The organism is Planctomycetaceae bacterium (assembly GCA_021371795.1).
Classification (GTDB): Bacteria; Planctomycetota; Phycisphaerae; order Sedimentisphaerales; family UBA12454; genus UBA12454.
In genome coordinates, this window is the sequence record JAJFVK010000017.1 from 20,027 (window position 1) to 37,786 (window position 17,760).

The following is a 17,760-nucleotide window of genomic DNA, read 5'->3' on the forward strand; positions in this document are numbered from 1 at the left end:
AAAATACCTGTGGTATTAGTCCCTATACATCCAGTCCCATCTTGTTGGAATTTGTTTTTGCCGGATTTTTTGTGCCATTTCTTTATTTTCTTTTTTCAGCTCATGCTCATAAATATATCTTCGTTCGCAATTGTTATATCTTGAAAAATTCTTTTGCATGGCTGATGACGGATAGAAATCCACAGCGCAGTAATATGTCTTTAAGTCGGGAATGTATTTATAATCGCACTGCGTTACGATTCCAACCATATTGTTTTTTAAAGTTTCGCAGATAACAACATCGCCGTTTTTGAACATTGGAGCGGGGGCGTTGGCGGCAGGATTACGAAGTCGTTCTGTACACCCGGCTGACATAAACATCATCAGCAACAACGCCGGTATCAACAGTTGTTTATTCATTTATGAGACTCCTATACGCAAATAAAAGCCGAAAATAGACAATTGTCTATTTCTGACTTATATTTAAAACATAATAATTGGAGGTGTATTTGTCAAATTGCAGAATGCACTAAAGATGTGTAAGAGATGTAATAATTTTTATCTTTTTGGCGTACTGCCCGGCTGGTTTGAAAGTTTTTGAAGTCTGCCGTTGAGGATTTTTACGACCTCGGCATTGCGGCGCTGAAGGCTGTTAAGCTCGTCGGTTACTTCATCTAATTTCTCTTTCATAGCTGTCGTTTCAGTTTTCGAAGTATCCAGTTGGCTGCGGGCGCCTGTGAGTTCGGAATAGGCTTTCAGAACTTCGGCGTTTAGTTTTTCGGCTTCAGCTTTGGAATCCGACAGTTTTGTTTCGAGTTTCGCGGTGTTTACCGCTTTGTCGTTCAGGAGTTTATTATTTTTGTACAAATCCAAATACATAAAAGCCGAACCGACAAGGCAGACTCCCAGAGCGATAGCAGTGCATTTCCATATAAATTTGGCTTTTGTCTGGTCTGTTATGATGTCAAGGAGAATGCTGTTGTTTATATGCAGCTTCTTTTCGACTTTTTTGGATGCGTTGCCTTGCGTCTCTAATGAGTCGAGAATAGAATCTTCCGAGGCTAATACCTCGTTCAATTCATCCATAACAGCACTGTTCGTTTTATTTTTCATAATCCGTCCCAAGTAACGGTAATAGTTTGTGTGGCTGTATAATCGCCCGCATCGGAGACTTCATTAGGCCTGTTGCTTGCCTGAACATGCAGCGTTACCTGCACATTAGTGTCGCCTCCTGCTTGCTGAATATGCAAACCGTCGGAGAGAAAAGTGTCATAAGCTACATATTCTGTCATGCTGGTTCCGCCTGAACCGCTTGTCCCGTCGCCGTCAAAGGTTAGCTTGTATTCTGTTACAAGGGTGTCTGTTCCGTTACTTAATTGTGCCGCAGTGGTATTGTCAGCTGTTATAACAGCTTCAGGGTCAGCTCCGCTAATAGTAAGAGTTATGGTAGAAGAGCCTTCGCGGACATCAGACTGTTTGGAAATGTTTGTCAGTGAAATTGTCGCAGGATTGAAAGTGCCCCATACATATTCATTGACAGCGCATATAATTTGCGGCAATGTGATTATTGCCAGTACCATTACAACAAAATGTTTGTTTGAAAACATCATTTCTTTTTATTTTCGTTAGTCGCTTCGGAATCGACTGCCAACAGCGAAATTGCTTCCTGCAACATTTGTCTTTCCTGTTCAGGCGTCATTTCATTATTCGATGACGATACCTTAGAGATATTGTTTCCGCTGTCCATCTGGTCGTCGAGAAGGGTTACTGCATTGTTTAGAGACTTAATTTCTTCGTCTGTTTGTTTCTTTATTTTATTCTTTTCGTTTCTTGCAAACACTTCCGGCGAACGCAGCTTTTCTGTTTCTTTGGCGGCGTCAATCAGTTGATTACGGTCTGCGAATGCTATCTCATTATCCCTCATTAACTGCGGGGTAATGAAAATCATAACTTCTTTTTTCGTTGTGGTGTCTTCTTTGCTCTTGAAAAGACCGCCCACTACCGGCATATCGCCCAAAAGCGGGAATTTCCCGTGATTTGTCGATTCCTGTGTTTCGATAAGTCCGCCGATTACGATGGCGTCGCCTTCTCTTACGCGGACGTGTGTATCGGCTTTACGTCTGCGAATTACAGGCAAATCGCTGCTTGATGTTGCGCTTGCACTGCCTGTGCTTTGCGAATTGCGTCTGGACGCGACATCGCTGACTTCAGTTTGTACGTCAATGGTAATGTATCCATCTTCGCCGATGTGCGGCGTCATTTCAAGCGAAACGCCTGACTTAATAACTTCAAGCTCTGTTCGCAGAGATGTGCCGTAAAGGTCGGTGATAATGGTGTAATATTCATCCAATGAAATATCTATTTTTGCTTTTTGGCCGTTGAGTGTCGCTACTCTTGGCCTTGACCTTATGCTTGCTTTTTTCTCTTCAATCAATGCGCGAAGAGTCAAATTCAGTTGCAGTAAATTGCTTGCCGCTACGCTTGTATAACCTGCAAGTCCTGCGAAGCCGGCAACGCCTTTTGCCATACTAAACGATGTATGTGCCCCTAAAATATCCCAGTCAAGTCCGAACTCGTCGCTTGTGCCTTCCCAAAGGTCAACGACAAGCACTTCGAGCATAACCTGTTCCTGTGGGACGTCGAGTTTCTTTATGATATCCAATATATGTTCAGATATTTCAGGAACTGCGTAAATCAGAGCTTCGTTATCTCTTTGTCCGCTGGTTACGTATTCCTGCAAAGACTTCGGCAGTGAATCGTGAAGATGTTTTGCTGATATATAATTGAGATACACCGGCATTGAGTTTACAGTCTCCACTGTGCTTGGACACATCGGGTCGCCGCAGGAAATCAGGTAAAACCTGTCACTTTTCTTCTTTACAAAAAGTCCCTGACCGACGATGAGTTCATTGATACATTCTTCCAGCGGTTTGCCTTTTGCTGCGTCCAGTGAGACCATTAGGTCTGGTACGTGAGGACAGGTCGCCAGAATAACGCCGTTCTCAACTGATATATCGCGGAAAATTTGGCTTAATGGTACATCTACCCAGACATTTTTGACAATGACTTCATCTTTGGACGCTTTTTCAGCAGCTCCGCAGAGAATCCCTGATAATAGTATCATAACTATTATAGCTGTCTTATTAAAATGTCTGATGTTATTTATCATTAAAACCTTAATCTATCGTTATAGTTATAGGAACACTGTACTGGACGGTTTGTTTTTTTGTTGTGCTTTCCAAACCGGACTCTTCCATTTCAATTATTACTGACCATTTATAAACTCCGGCTTTTGCATCCGCAGGCACTTTGATTGAGCAGGGCATTGATGTTGAGCTGTTTGGAGCCAGTGTAAAGTCGGATGTTTTGAGTTCGAGCCAGTCGTGTTCGGATTTTTCAATACGGCAATTAGCTGCGATAGTATTCAAACCCTGATTTTTAATCTGGAAACTTATGCTTGTGTTGCGGCCGGGATTCAATTTTAAATCAATCTTTTCCGGTGCGAACTCGAGCTTTGTTATGTTATTTTCATTTCCAACATTTTTCGCCCATACGTCCGCCAAATCCTGACTTATGACTAATTCCGTGTCTTTCATCAGTTGGCGTTTGCTGTCTTCTGATGAGAATATTACGCGAAGTCTGTATTCGCCTGCCGGCAGGGGCTGCGACATTATACCTGTAAACCATCTGGTATCGCCCGGCAGAACATTATTTCTGCTGACATATAGCGGAACAGTCGCTATTTTTTTCATATTTTCATTATATATGTATGCCTTTGCTTTTGACTTAATAGAGATTAAACCTTCATTTTTTATCTTTGCTTTGATTTTTAAAGATTGTTTTTCATTTATTTTATATTGGTCGATTTCTGAAAGCTCTTTTTTAAGTGGACCCGTCTCAAAAGCAGGTATTATGACATTTACATCCGTAATAGTGCCGCGTTCAACGTGGGTTCGGCGAACGACGCGAATAAACAAACCAGTTGCTGTACGCAATTTGACTTGTACGCCTTTTTCACCTTCTTTTGTTTCACCCATTGAGACCATTGCAGAAGCCCAGTAATCGCCGTCTGCGTCCAATGGTGCGGTAACTGTGCCTTTTATTGTTTTTGATTCGCCGGGTTTGAGTGTGATTTCATTGGTATCGAGACTTATCCAGTCGGCCGCGGACCTCTCATGTTTATTTTCAGGTCCGAATGAAAGAACTCCCTCATCGGAAACCTTAAAATCGAGAATCTTAATTTTGACAGGACACGGACTTGTTTTTTGGTCTCGTTGATTATTTTCCAGACTGATAGTGAAACTTGCCTTTTTACCCGGCTTGACCTCAATATGCTGTGTTACAGGACTTACAGCCAGTCCTGCCAGAACAGTGTGCTGTAATACAAAAATGAGCAGAGTTACTAAGCCAACTCCCGTTGCCTTCCTTACTTGTGCTTTTCTTTCCATAGCTTTAATCCCTTAAATAATACAATTCCTGTTTCTGTTAGTTATCGCTGACCCATGAAGCTGTAATAGTCTGAACGGCCTGATAAAGACCGGAGTCTGCGACATTGTCTGTGTCGAAAGTTGCTTCAACTTCCAGCGTAACTTCAACGGCACCGTCAGTATTGAAATGGGTTATATCAAGCGGCTCGGCAAGAAAAAGGTTGTGTACCACGTATGCATCGGAACCGCTGGCAAGTATGGCAACAGCCGAAGCGCCGGTGGCAGGATCGCCATCGCCGTCAGTTGAGATTTTGTATTTTGTTACTAACGCGTCTTCATTGGCTCCACCGCCTCTTTGATGTGTCAGTTGTGAAGTGGCCGTGTTGTCTGCGCTAAGTTCGACATTACAGTTCGTCCATAAAGTATAGGCTGCACTGCCTTCAGGACTGCTGTTCTGTGCGGTAAGGTGGCCTTCCTGCGCATCGAGGTCGATAGCCGCAAAATTCGCTCCTTCCCACTCGATAATTGTATCGACGGTTACTGATATATCGCACGTCGCTGAATCATCACCTGGGTCGGCACCATAGAGTTTGGAGTTACAGCTTATCACCATAACACAAACAGCCAGTACTAACAAAATCCTATTCGTTTCCATTGTTTTATCCTTCATTAAGATTTTATACTTATGTAAAGCTTACAAAATATTTATAGTTAAAGCGCAAAAAATGCTTTGTAGACCTATTCGTCATTAATTTAGAAGGTTGTTATTTCGGAAAATACCTGATTTTAGCAATTTTCATCTGTTCGCAAGGTTTAAGTTTATTCACAAAAATAAGGCATTTCTTATGGGACACTAAACAGAGAAACTTTCAAATATATCCGTTGTAAGGTAATTTTCTTGATTATAGGACGTTAATTTGGTACAATAACAAATTATGAATTGCGTTAAATTTTTTATTTTATTTTTGGTTTTAAGCAGTTTCTCGCCGTTGGCAGGGGCTTTCCAGCCGCCTCCGCCGGCCTCTGCGACGTGCAGGATTACGTGCCGAGTTGCGGAAGTTATCGAATGGTCGGAAGCTTCATTCCAGGACATTGATTTAGGTGAGCTTTCACCAAAACGAACCGAGGCCGCCGGCCAATCTGTTCTTACTCTTTACACCAATGGCGATGTGATTATCACTGCTGATAATTCTGAAACTGCGAAGTTGTCCAATGGCCGATATCAGATTAGAACGCAATACCAGTTGCAGTGTGGTAGCGGTACTGTATCTACACAGTGGTGTGCTTATGATACGTTTCTAAAAGAGGCGGTGGAAATAATACACCGGCAGACCGATGGGGCGGTAGTGGTGATTTTGTCAGTGAAGGCGCAAACAAATGATTTTCGGCCCGGCAGCGGTGGTGAATACGCCGCAGTGCAGACTCTCACGGCTTGTTGGAAGTCGTAGAATCTTTTGGTTCTTCCATTTGTTCCTGTTTTGTATATCCTCGCAGTTTCTCTGTAAATTTTTTGATATTGTAGAAATCTTCTTCCGGTTCCGCGTCGGAAGTCTGCGAAGGGGCTGTTTTGTGAAGTTTTAATTCCAAATCTGCCATCGCAGAATCGGCAAGGATGGTTCGCAGGTTATCTATTTGTTTTTCCTGCTGTTTAGTTTTCATTTTCTCTTGCGCCAGTGCACCGTCCGATTCTATTTTCATCCGAACCATTCGCATTCCAAGTTCAGCTTTGAGTTTGGCGATATCTGCCTCGTACATAGCGGATTTTTTGGCAGTTTCGGTCTGAATCGTTTCAATTGCGCTGATATAGGCGTTTTCTTTGCCCTGACTGCGTGCCTTTTCGGTGTAGATTGCATCCTGTGTTTCGGCCAGCATTTTGGCCAATTTTTCACCGAATTCCGATTTGACATTGGCGATAGTCTGCTGCGCTTCGGTTCTGATTTGATGGACGGACTGTTCCGCTTCGGCCTTTATCTTTGTGAACATCTGTTCGTAAGTCTGCGACTTGGCTTCCATCTCTACTTTAAGAGCTGTTTCAGCGGCCTGTAATTTTCGCTGTTCGTTTGCGATTGTATTTTGAGCATCCTGCTGAACACTGGCCAGTGTCCCCTGTAAGTTCTTTTCCTTTTCCGAGATTTCGGTTTTGAGATTCGCAATGATTGTGTCGAATTCAATCTTTTGCGTTGTGAGTTTTTCTTCCGCACGCAGTTCAACTTCGGCGATTTTTCTGGTTAATTCCTCGACCTTTGCCTTTTCGATATTTAATTGCTCTTGTGTGCGTATTCGCGTTTTTGATTCCAGCGTTGCCAGAGCATCAGCTTTTTCTGCCTGCTGAACCTGCTCGACGAGTTTTTTATCCATTTCAGCTTTAACTTGAGCAATAGCGTCCTGATGCTGTGCTTTCAGTTCGCTGATTTCCTTTTGATAAGACCTGTATTTAATTTCGTTTTCAGTTTGCAGCCTTGCGATTGCCTCTTGAGTTTTCGCCTGTTCCTGAACGATTGACCGTATAGACTCGGCCTCGATTTCAGCGGTCTTTCTTATTAATTCATCAAATTTTGACTGTTCGTTGTGCAACTTGTCCTGTAATTCAGCTTTGAGCTTGATTTCAGAAGTCGCCACAACCTCGGCCTTGACTGTAAGCTGAATTTGAGCCGCGAGTTTCTCTTCGGACTGCTGTTTGATTTCCGCGATAGCTTTTTGCGATTCGGCTTTTACGTTTTCAATCTGCTCTTTGTAGTATTTTACTATTTTTTCGAATTCGCTTCTCTGTTCTGCGAAATTTTGTTCTGATTGCGTCTTTAGCTCTTCGAGTTTGTTTGTTAAATCGTCATTATTGCGTAACGCCAGATACAGATTTTCTTCAATTTTAGCTTTCGCTTTAGCTTCAAGTGCGACCTGTGCTTCAGCTTTGCCGGTGACCTGAATTTGCTCGGCGAGTTTTTCCGCATTTTGACGATTTATATCATTAATAGTGTTTTGTGATTCAGCTTTTACATTTTCAATTTGTTCTTTATAGTATTTTACAATTTTTTCAAATTCGCTTCTCTGCTCGGCGAATTTCTGTTCCGATTGTGATTTGAGTTCTTCGAGTTTATCTGTTAAATCATCATTGTTGTGTAACGCAAGCTGGAGATTTTCCTCGATTTTCGCTTTCGTGTTGGCTTCGAGTTTAGCCGTTGCCTCTGCTTTACCTGTAAGCTGAATTTGAGCCGCCAGTTTCTCTTCCATCTGCAGTTGAATATCCTCGATATCCTTCTGCGCCTCGGCCATCGCGGTTACGAGCTGTTCTCGGTAGGAATCGGCGGTCTTTTCAAATTCGTTTCTTTGCAGGGTTAATTTTTCATCCGCATTCTGCTGTGTCTGGGCGACATCCCTTTGCGCATCAGCTTTAACGATTTCGAGTTGTTTCTGCAGACCTTTAATAATCTTTTCAGATTCTATTTTTTGCGTTGTAAGTTTTTCTTCCGCCTGTAGTTTTATTTCAAGGGCATTCTTTTGTGACTCGGCTTTTGTGGCTTCAAGTTGTTCCTGATAGCGTTTTATCGTTTGTTCAAATTCCAGTTTTTGAGTCGCTAATTTTACATCATCCTGCAGTCTTGCCTCGGTGAGCTTTTTCTGTGATTCGGCTTTTATGCTTCCAATTTGTTCTTTATGATATTTTACGGTTTTTTCAAATTCGTTTTTTTGTTCCGCAAGTTTTTGTTCGTATTGTGATTTTTGTTCATCAGTCTTTTTTGTCAGCGTGTTGTTATTAAGCAGGGCGATTCGCAGATTCTCTTCAGCCTTGGCTTTTGCCTGTGCCTCCGATGCCGCCAGTGCTTCTGCTTTGGCCGTTAGTTCCGCCTGGTCGGCCAGTTTCTCATCGGCTTCGTACATTGCTTTCGCCAGCGAATGTTTTGCATCGGCGATGGTTTTTGTCAACGCGGTTTCGTATTCCTGTTTTAGTTTGGAGATTTCTTCTTTGTGAGTTTTTGAATTTGTTTCGAGTTCGGATTTGAGCGTAGAAATTGTCTGCTGTGCGTTTGTCTTCTCGAACGCGAGTGCTTTTCTCGTTTCCTCTTTGATTTCCGTTATTTGCTGCAAATATTTCGCTTCGGTTTGCGTCCATTCGTTTTTAAGCGTTTCAATCGCCTGATGTTTTTCGGCCTGCGCCTCGGCTCGTTCTCTGTTTATCGCCGCACAAGCATCTGCTTTTGTTCTGTCAATCTCTTCTGTCCGTTCGGAGTTCAGTTGAGCGGTTTTTTCCTGATAGAATAAATTAAGTTCCGCGGTCTTTTTAGTGAGTTCTTCTGCTTTTGCTTTTTCTTTATTAAACAGTTCTTCGGTATGTGTTTTCGCTTTTGATATTGTTTCTATCGCCGCTTCGGCGTTTTCCGCACGTTTCCGCAGATTTTCTATTTCTTCGTAGGCCTCGACTCTGATTTTGGCCAGGGCGTCTTTAGATTCTGTTTTGAGCAGGTCAACGATTTTTTCGTTTTCCGCCTTGAGATTGGCAATCTCATTTTCATAATACTTGGAGACGGTATGAATTTCCGTCCGCTGGCCTGTTATGAGTTGCTGTGATTTTGCCTGTTCTTCAGATAATGTTTTTTGGAACTCTGTTGTGATTTCCTGAATCTGCTGTTCAAGATTTAGTATCTTTTCACAATATTCCGCGTTTATATTTTTGATAAGCGATTGTGAGGTTGCCTGTTCTTGTGCGATGGCATCTGCCGCTTTTGTTTCGACTTCACAAATCTTTTTCTCGAGACTTTTCTCTTTCTCGGAGTATTCAGCTTTAAATTTTTCTGTTGTTTGTGCCAGTTTGGCCGCGGCAGTTGTTTTCTCTCTGTTTATCGTTTCCTGTGTATCGGCTTTTATGCGTTGAATTTCCGCTGAATTTTCCGCTTTGAGTTGCGCGACTATTTTTTCAGTGTCCGTTGTCAGCAGGGTGGCCGATTTTTTTGCATCGCTCCTGATTGTCGCGATACTCTGCTGCGATTCTGTTTTGATTTTTTCAAATTCTTCTTCGTAATGTCGTGTCTTTGTGTCAATCTCATTTTTCAGCGTCGAGATAATATCCTTCGCCTTTGCGTTTTCTTCAGCCGCTGATTTTTCTATCTGTGCGATCTGCCGGATGTAGTTTGCTTCTTTCTCGGCGTATTCGTCTTTGATGGTTGTTATTGCCTGATGAATCTCTGTCTTCGCAGCCGTTTTAGCCTTGTCCATCGCTGCTGATAGTTCTGATTTCACACGTGCCAGTTCGCTTGAGTGTTCCGATTTGAGCTGAATTATTTCTTTGTCCCGTTCGCTGATTTTAAGCGTCTGGCTGTTTAATTGTTCCTGAAGGCGTATTTTGTTTTTCGCTTCCAGTGCCGCCGCTGTTTGCGATTTTACGGTTTGCTCTATTTGGCCGGCAAGTCTTTCCTCATAATCGGCTTTAAGCTGAAAAATCGCCTGATGTGAATCAGATTTTATTTTCGCGATTTCTTCCTCATACCGTCGGCATTTGGAATCGTTCTCGATTTTGATAGCGTCTATGACATCTTCGGTTGACGCCTCTATTTGACGAATACGCTGTTCGTACTCTTTTTCTTTTTCCCTGCTTTCAGCTTTTACTGTATTTACTGTCTCTTTGGCTTCTCTGTATGCCTGTTCTTTTGTTTCGCTTAATATTTTGTTCGAGTCTAATTTAAGGCCTGATATCTCGGCGGAATGTTCTGCTTTGAGTTTTATTATATTTTCGTCCGCCTGTACCAGTCTGGCTGTTAGTTCCTCGATTTTTACTTTTTCTTTTTTCAGTTGTTCTATCGCCTGAAACTTTGCCTCGTTTTCAGAGTTTGCGACAGCTTCATTTTTCAGAATCTGCTGTAATTGAGAAGCGGATTTTACTTCTGCGTCTTTTTTAATATGTAAAATTATTTCGTTAAATTCTGATTTGGCTCTGGACAGTTCTTCGGCGTGTATTTGTGATTTTTCTTTCAGTTCCTGTTTGAGCGAAGATATTATTTCCTGATGTTTTGCCTTGTCTTCCGAAAGTGATTTTTCCGCTTTAGCTTCGGCTTCAGTTATGCGGAGTTTTAGATTTTTCTCTTTTTCCTCGTATTCAGCTTTAAGTTTCGCACTGTCCTTCTGATTTTGCGACAGGGCGGTTTCTTTTTCTTTTTTCAGTTTTCCTTCGAACTCTGATTTCAGTCGAAGTATTTCAGCGGATGATTCAGCCTTGAGTTTCGCAGTGTTATTTTGGTTTTCAGCTATTAGTTTGGTGATAACCTCGTTGTAGGCTTTGCTTTTTCTGTCCGCAGTGGCAACGATTTGATTTAGATGGTTGTCTGTTTCCTGGGACAGAGCCTGTCCGTCAGATTGAGGTGTCGATTCAGCCTTGAGCATTGCTTTGGCAATCAATTTCCCAATTTTAGGTTTGAATCTTAACAGAGACATACTAATCTTTCACTATTCATTAAAGACAAAACGTATTCATAACCATTTGTATTTATAAAAGGTTAGAACAGCTACATAATGTAATTTTCGGCATTTTATCGGAATAAACTGTAAAGTTATTGGTCCTAAACTAATATAAAAAATAGTTTTTTAGCTCATAAGTCATTTATATCTTATGTTTTAAGTATTAGGCAGCAGAAAACACGTCAAGCGACGCCTGTAAAACAACGATAACACCAAGGATAGACTAAATAAAATGGCAACATTAGCACCTAAAAATATTGAAGTGAAAAACGAAGTTCCATTCGGCCAATGGCTGGTATCAAAAGGGATAATCAGTCAGGACGAGTTGAGCGATGCGCTCAAGGAGCAGAAAAAGGCTGGCGGCAAGCTGGGCGAAGTGCTTTTGAGGCTCAAAAAGCAGGAATCAACCTCTATCACACGTTTTCTTGCAGACTATCTTTCAATGGAGTACAGATCACTTGAGGAAGTCAGCAAGATGGATATGACGGTTGCAAGACTGCTGCCAGAGGCAATTGCCAGGCGTTTTTGTCTTGTAGCGGTTGGAACAGATGATGAAAAGATTGTCGTCGCAATGGCCGACCCGCTGGATGTTGTCGCGGTCGATACGATTAAACAAAGGTTAAAGAAAGAACTGAAATTAGTTGTAAGCTCGCAGGAAGAAATCAACCATGCGATAGAATTGATTTATCATGGTTCAGATGTGGAAGAGCAGAGCCTTCGAGACCTTGTTGAAACTGAGATTGTTGAAGAGCAGCATGAAATTCAATCTCTAAAAGACAGCCAGGACGAGATTGAAAATACAACTCCTGAAGCTGCTACGCAGGCTCCTGTTATACGTTTCGTGGATTTGCTTTTGAGCCAGGCCGTGAAGAGCAGGGCAAGCGATATTCACGTTGAGCCGCAGGAAAACACTATGGATATACGTATGCGTATAGATGGTGTGCTGCGGGATATGGTTCCGCCTGCCAGAAAGATGCAGGCCGCTGTTGTTACAAGAATTAAAATTCTTTCGGATATGGACATTGCCGAGCATCGTTTGCCGCAGGACGGTCGTTTCAAAATTAAAACCGCAGGCAGAGACATTGATGTTCGTGTTTCGCTCATTCCGGTTATCTACGGCGAAAAAATCGTTATGCGTATTCTCGACGCAGGCGCCTTGAATCACGACATTACGCAGCTTGGTTTTGAACCGAAGCGGATGGAGGAGTTTAAGACGATACTTAGTCAGCCGCATGGAATTATTGTCATTACAGGCCCTACAGGAAGCGGTAAAAGTACGACATTGTACTCGGCGTTGAATTATTTGAAGAGTCCGACTGAAAACATCACAACGGTTGAAGACCCGGTTGAATATAGATTGAAGGGCATAAATCAAATTCAGGTAAAATCAGAAATAGGGCTTGATTTCGCGTCCTGTTTGAGAGCGATTTTAAGACAGGACCCTGATGTGATTTTGGTTGGCGAAATACGTGATAAGGAAACTGTTGAAATAGCGATTAAGGCTTCGCTTACAGGCCACCTTGTGTTGAGCACATTCCACACAAACGATGCGCCAAGCGCGATCAGCAGATTGATATATATGGGTATTGAGCCGTATTTGCTTGTATCTTCGCTTAATCTGATTATTGCGCAAAGACTTGTAAGGAGGATTTGCGAACATTGCAAAGAGCCTGTCGAGTTGAGCGAAGAATTGCTTAGGCGTTTGAAATTTACTCCGGAGCAGGTCAAAAATGGCAATATATGCAAAGGCAAAGGCTGCTCTGCCTGTGGATGGTCCGGATATAAAGGCAGAATGCCGATTTTTGAATTTCTTGTTATTGATAATGATATTCGTGAATTAATCATTAAAGGCGGCAATGAGATGGATATCAGGGCAATGTCCCGTAAAAAGGGCTATGACGGGCTGCTTGAGTGCGGTGCCGGCAAAATTTTGCTGGGCATGACGACAGCCGAAGAAGTGCTTAGTGTTGCTTTTACTGAAAACATATCGGGGTAATATCGAAGCATAATTATTAATTAACCGAGTGTTTAATAATGCCGATAGCGTTAAATGGGTTGTAGAAATCAGGTATTAGTATGCAGGTTTATAGTTATACAGTTAAAACTTTTGCCGGCGAGCGTAAGGAAGGCGTCAAGCAGGCTGCTTCAGTCAATGAGCTTTCGGGCTGGCTGCGAGAGCAGGGCTTTATACCTATAAAAGTGCATGAGATATCTTCGGAAAGAAAAAAGAAATCGAGTAGTTCTTCGCGTAAGAAAGTCAAGGCCGCCGAATTGTCTGCGGTTTATTGGCAGTTGACCACGATGCTTGAAAGTGGTGTTCCGGTAGCGACGGCTTTGGGGACTATTGCCGAAGATATTGAGAATGCGTATCTGCAAACAATAGTTAAGGATATTTTGGCGAAAGTTAATAAAGGCGAACCCTTTTCAGTTGGTATTGCCGACTATCCCAAAGTATTTAACAAAATAACATGCGCGATGATTTTGGCAGGTGAAACGAGTGGTAATTTGCCGGATTCGCTGAAAAGGCTTGCCGAGTATTTTGACGGCAGGGACAAGTTCAGCAAAAAAGTCAAGGTTGCGCTTGCGTATCCGATTTTCGTACTGATTTTTATCGTTTTGCTCGTTGTGTTTATGATGAGTTTTATCGTACCGCGATTCAAAATGATTTTTGACCAGTTAGGCGGGGAACTGCCCGCTTTTACACGCGGGTTTATGGCAGTGTATGATATGCTTCGTCATTATATTGTTTTTATGGTTCCTGCGATTTTTGGAATTGTGAGTTCGTTGGGTTGGATTTACAAAAAAACACAAAAGGGGCATCTGTTTTTCAGTAAGAGATTTCTTGCGATTCCGTTATTTGGAAGGTTAATAAAATACGCATTTGTCGCGATGTTCTGCAAAACTATGGCGGCATTGCTGAACGCGGGCGTTTCGGTGCTCGAAGTTTTTAATATTCTTTCATCGATGAGCAATAACGATGTCATAAAAGCCGCGGTTATGAAGACAAAGGAACGTATTGTTGAAGGTACGAGTATTTCGGCAAGTATGATATCGGTCGGTTTCTTTCCCAATATGGTCAATAAAATGGTGCAGATTGGCGAAGAGAGCGGTTCGCTGCCCTCGATGCTCGAAAGAACGGCTGATTTTTACGAACGCAAGGTTGACTCGATATTGACGGCTCTATTAAGTTTGCTTGAGCCGATAATGATTGTAACTGTCGGCGGAGTCGTGCTTACGGTTGTATTAGCGCTGTATTTGCCCATTTTCACGATGGGGGGTAAGGGATAAAAAAGATTTTAATGGCCATAATTTGGTATTTAAGAAAATATTTATTATGGTTTAGATTAGTGAAGTAGAGAAAGTTTTTGTTAAACTTATTAACTGTTTTTTAAGAATTAGGAGACAAAAAATGAAAGCAAAAAAAGGTTTCACTCTGATTGAGTTGATGGTCGTTATTATGATCGTCGGCATTTTGGCTGCGGTGGCTATCCCGTTGATGCGGGGCAGAGTAGATTCAGCAAAATGGTCAGAAGGCAAAGCAGTTGCAGGTACTATCGCTACAGCGCTTCGTGCGTATGCTGCTGAAAAAGGCGGCCAGGGCGCATGGGCAAATCCAACTCTCGCAGAACTTGGATTTACAACAGGCGATATGCTCGGCACATATTTTGCATCGACCAACTACAGCTGGACAACTACTTATGATGAAACAGCAAACCCGCCGCTCCAGTTTACAGTGACGGTAACAAAACCGACTGCGATTGCTTCAGGTACTGACCTGACGTTGACCGAAGCGGGTGTCTTTGCCGGGGGACCTCAATAATCCGGTAGTATAAACCTAAGTACTAAGTTCAGAGGGGCTTCCAGGCCCCTCTGATTTTTTTCGGGGATGTATGGAGATTTGAATGCGGTTAGTAAGGTATAAAAAATCGAAAGCATTCTCGCTTACGGAGGTAATGCTGACTGCGGCTGTTATTGGAATAGTCTCTGTCGGCGTTCTTGATTATCAGCATCATTCACTCAAACAGAGCAGAATCGCTAAGGTTCAAATCACCGCCGCAAGAACGGCGCAGCTCCTTTTGGAAGACTGGAAAAGCACCGGCGGTTCAACTGCGTATAATCCTTCAGATTTAAATTTGGGATTTTCATCTTCAGCGGCCGGTTCTGATTTCACAACAGGATACTCAATCGGCGGAATTTTAAACAACGCAATCTATTCTATAACCATAAATAATGTACCTATGCTGGTTGTTCTGGCGTACAGCGATGTCGACCACGATGAAGTTGCCGATACTACTCTGCGGCAGATTACTGCGATGGTTCGGTGGCGTATGGGAAAGGCTACCGGCAGCGGCGGTACTACTTTATGTACGTCGCCGGTAATTTTAACGACCTATGTAAGGCTTGACGGTTAGAAATTATCAATGAGTTATCGCAATAAAAAATTTCGTTCAGGCGTTACGCTTATCGAGTTGTGTACATCGATGCTGGTAGCGTCGATTCTTATGCTCGTTGTCGGTGTGCTTATTGTCGGCTCTGCAAAGGGCTGGCAGCAGAATTATGATATTGCGCACAAAGAGATAAATGAACAGGCCACCGCGGTTACGCTGGCGTTCGCCAACATAGGCAGACGCTCGAATTTTAATAATTATGAGGTATATGTCAAATCTACCGGCTCGACATTTGTACCGGCAACATCGCCCACGCCCGCCGAGGAAACCGTTGTTTCAGGAGATGCTGTGGAGTTTCGCTATTGGGATGTTGAGCTGGATTCCGGTGATTCGCACGATTTGATGGATTTTTCCAAGACAGCCACTGTTTACGCACTTTTTTATCTTCAGAACGGAAAATTAAAAGTTGATTATGGTCAGTATCCGCCCGGTGGTATTCCTGCAGGCGGCGGCACGAGAAACACTACGGACATAAAAACAGTTACGCTTGCCGAAAATGCTTCTGCCGGTCCGGGCTGTGGCGCTTTCAGTCATACAAAACTTAGCGGCGCAGGAAAGGGCTGTGTTAGGATTAATGTTATTTTGACTGACCCGAATGACGGTGAGCAAGTTAGAATTTCCAATTCTGTTCTGTTGAGAAATAAATGGCCGCGATAATATGAAACGAATATTAAGACAAAATGTTGAGAACCGAAAAGGTTCAGTGCTCGTAATGGCAGTTGTTGCGATGATGATTATGACTGCTTTTGGAATCGGTATGCTTGCGATTGCGTATGGAACAAGGCAGCAGGCGATACAGCAGAAAAACGAAGCGGCGGCAATGCTCGCTGCTGAAGCCGGTTATGAAAGGGCGGTTTTCTGGATGAGCCAGCAGCGGGATATGCTCACTACGCTTTACACTGGTTCGTCGGACACATCCGGCACAATTGCTTTTACTGGTGCCAAATGCGATTACAGCATAAATTTCCACACTTTCGTTAATTCCAGACCAGTTTTCAGAATCGTTTCAAACGGACATAGCGGTCAGTTCAACAGAACTGTTGATACTCTTGTAGTGCAGGCCATCAGCGGATGGGCTATGGGCATGTGCAGGGTGCCGTCAGGCACGACTTCTACTGTCGCCGTTAATTTTGCAACCGGCGAAATTATTGATATGCCGATTCACATTAATAAATATGATGATGGTTGGTCTGATGAAAGGGATATCGCTATTAGTGGCACTCCGCGATTCCTGCAGTCCGTTGCGATGGGCGAATCAAGATATAGGGCAAACGGCACGGATAAATATAGCAGTGTGCTTTCGTTATTTGAGGGCGGCATTTATTTTAATCAGCCGGATTCGAGAGTATCCGATGAAGCAACTGTCCAGGCAAAAATTGACCGCTTTGAGAATAGTACTGCCGCTGCATATAAATATACACTGACTGCTTCTGATGCTTCCAATAAAGTAGGTACATCTACAACGAGATATCCGGCAGTTCAGCTTGAGTTTTTCGTTGACGGCGGTGTTGGAAAAGTGCGTATCACAGACAAATGTACTGTTTACGCTATTACAGGGAAAACTTATGACTACCAGATAGTTCCGGGCAGTACTTCAACTTATAAAACATATAAGGTTTATGGTTATCATTATAAAAATACTTCTACAGCATCCAGTCCGGTGATAACTGTACCGATTACCGACACGTATGTTTCGCAGTCGTTTAACGGTATAGATTCAGAGCCGGGAGGTCAGATTTACGTTAAAGGTAATGTTATTATCGGCAGCAGTGATTATGTAAATATGGTAGTCAAGGGCAAGATAACTGTTGTTGCCGCCAGATGCGCAGATGGTACTGGTGGTAATATTTGGATTGCCGATGCGATTACCGTCGATGGCGATCACGATGCGGATGGTTTGCCTGAGGAAAATAATCCAAATGTGCTTGGTCTTATTGCACAGGGTATTGTCAAAGTCGTCAATCCTCGCAGAGGCCCGACTTCACCCATTAGCGGGCTTACTTATCAGCCTATTGGTATAACAAAGGGGACTATTGACCCCAATGAACGTTATTTGCCGCACGATATGGTTGTTGAAGCGGCTCTGATTGTCGGCGGCGGCGGATGGGGTGCCGAGTATGTTGGTTCCACAAGTGACGGAAGAAGGGAATACACTGCTAATGTCATGGACAATATCATTGTTCGTGGTGCTATCACAGAGTCGTGCAGAGGTGTTGTTGGTTCAGGAAGTAGTGAAGGTTACATCAAAAAATATTACCTCGACAAAAGATTGCTCGAAGGTATTTTACCAGGTGATATCGGACTTCAGGGCAAATACATTCCCGCACCGGCAGGCTGGCATGATTATAGGAACTAACACAATTCATAATACCACATCGCGAATAGGATAGTTTGTAAATAAAAAATCAAAATGGAAAAATTAAAATGACAAATCAAAATTGAAAAATGATTTCGCCTGCACT

13 protein-coding genes and 1 pseudogene are annotated in these 17,760 nt (G+C 42.8%); 7 read left to right on the forward strand and 7 right to left on the reverse strand.

What is annotated here, in order from left to right:
• Positions 1 to 15: 15 nt before the first annotated feature.
• The 6 genes from LLF92_08165 to LLF92_08190 form a co-directional block, all read right to left on the reverse strand.
• Positions 16 to 399 (reverse strand): hypothetical protein, encoded by a 384-nt coding sequence (locus LLF92_08165; GenBank protein ID MCE5341086.1) that lies wholly within the window; start codon positions 397 to 399, stop codon positions 16 to 18.
• Between the two features lie 138 nt (positions 400 to 537).
• Positions 538 to 1,092, reverse strand: coding sequence for a hypothetical protein (locus LLF92_08170; GenBank protein ID MCE5341087.1), 555 nt, complete (start codon positions 1,090 to 1,092; stop codon positions 538 to 540).
• The gene (locus LLF92_08175; GenBank protein MCE5341088.1) at positions 1,089 to 1,589 is read right to left on the reverse strand and encodes a hypothetical protein; all 501 of its coding nucleotides are present in this window, start codon (positions 1,587 to 1,589) and stop codon (positions 1,089 to 1,091) included. The genes LLF92_08170 and LLF92_08175 overlap by 4 nt, the downstream gene beginning before the upstream one ends.
• The gene (locus LLF92_08180; GenBank protein MCE5341089.1) at positions 1,586 to 3,148 is read right to left on the reverse strand and encodes a hypothetical protein; all 1,563 of its coding nucleotides are present in this window, start codon (positions 3,146 to 3,148) and stop codon (positions 1,586 to 1,588) included. Before LLF92_08180 ends, LLF92_08175 begins: the two co-directional genes overlap by 4 nt.
• Before the next feature lie 7 nt (positions 3,149 to 3,155).
• Positions 3,156 to 4,427 carry a hypothetical protein gene (locus LLF92_08185; GenBank protein MCE5341090.1) on the reverse strand — a complete coding sequence of 424 codons (1,272 nt, stop codon included), beginning with the start codon at positions 4,425 to 4,427 and terminating at the stop codon, positions 3,156 to 3,158.
• Positions 4,428 to 4,464: 37 nt separating this feature from the next.
• Positions 4,465 to 5,061, reverse strand: coding sequence for a hypothetical protein (locus LLF92_08190; protein ID MCE5341091.1), 597 nt, complete (start codon positions 5,059 to 5,061; stop codon positions 4,465 to 4,467).
• 280 nt (positions 5,062 to 5,341) lie between these two features.
• Between LLF92_08190 and LLF92_08195 the strand changes: the two genes are divergently transcribed.
• Positions 5,342 to 5,854: a hypothetical protein gene (locus LLF92_08195; protein ID MCE5341092.1), complete on the forward strand. Its 513-nt coding sequence runs from the start codon at positions 5,342 to 5,344 to the stop codon at positions 5,852 to 5,854.
• Here LLF92_08195 and LLF92_08200 read toward each other — a convergent pair.
• Positions 5,832 to 10,826 (reverse strand): hypothetical protein, encoded by a 4,995-nt coding sequence (locus tag LLF92_08200; GenBank protein MCE5341093.1) that lies wholly within the window; start codon positions 10,824 to 10,826, stop codon positions 5,832 to 5,834. The two genes, LLF92_08195 and LLF92_08200, sit on opposite strands and share 23 nt — an antisense overlap.
• 256 nt (positions 10,827 to 11,082) lie before the next feature.
• On the opposite strand from LLF92_08200, the gene LLF92_08205 reads away from it, so the two are divergent.
• The 6 genes and pseudogenes from LLF92_08205 (at position 11,083) to LLF92_08230 (ending at position 17,654) form a co-directional block, all read left to right on the forward strand.
• Entirely contained in the window at positions 11,083 to 12,846 is a 1,764-nt protein-coding gene (locus LLF92_08205) for a GspE/PulE family protein (protein ID MCE5341094.1), read from the forward strand.
• A gap of 80 nt (positions 12,847 to 12,926) precedes the next feature.
• Positions 12,927 to 14,138, forward strand: coding sequence for a type II secretion system F family protein (locus LLF92_08210; protein ID MCE5341095.1), 1,212 nt, complete (start codon positions 12,927 to 12,929; stop codon positions 14,136 to 14,138).
• Between the two features lie 121 nt (positions 14,139 to 14,259).
• Positions 14,260 to 14,343, forward strand: a pseudogene (locus LLF92_08215) (prepilin-type N-terminal cleavage/methylation domain-containing protein).
• A gap of 409 nt (positions 14,344 to 14,752) precedes the next feature.
• Positions 14,753 to 15,262 carry a prepilin-type N-terminal cleavage/methylation domain-containing protein gene (locus LLF92_08220; protein ID MCE5341096.1) on the forward strand — a complete coding sequence of 170 codons (510 nt, stop codon included), beginning with the start codon at positions 14,753 to 14,755 and terminating at the stop codon, positions 15,260 to 15,262.
• 9 nt (positions 15,263 to 15,271) lie between these two features.
• On the forward strand, positions 15,272 to 15,955 hold the full coding sequence (locus tag LLF92_08225; GenBank protein ID MCE5341097.1) for a hypothetical protein: 684 nt from the start codon (positions 15,272 to 15,274) through the stop codon (positions 15,953 to 15,955).
• A gap of 1 nt (position 15,956) precedes the next feature.
• Positions 15,957 to 17,654 (forward strand): hypothetical protein, encoded by a 1,698-nt coding sequence (locus tag LLF92_08230; GenBank protein MCE5341098.1) that lies wholly within the window; start codon positions 15,957 to 15,959, stop codon positions 17,652 to 17,654.
• Positions 17,655 to 17,760: the final 106 nt, after the last annotated feature.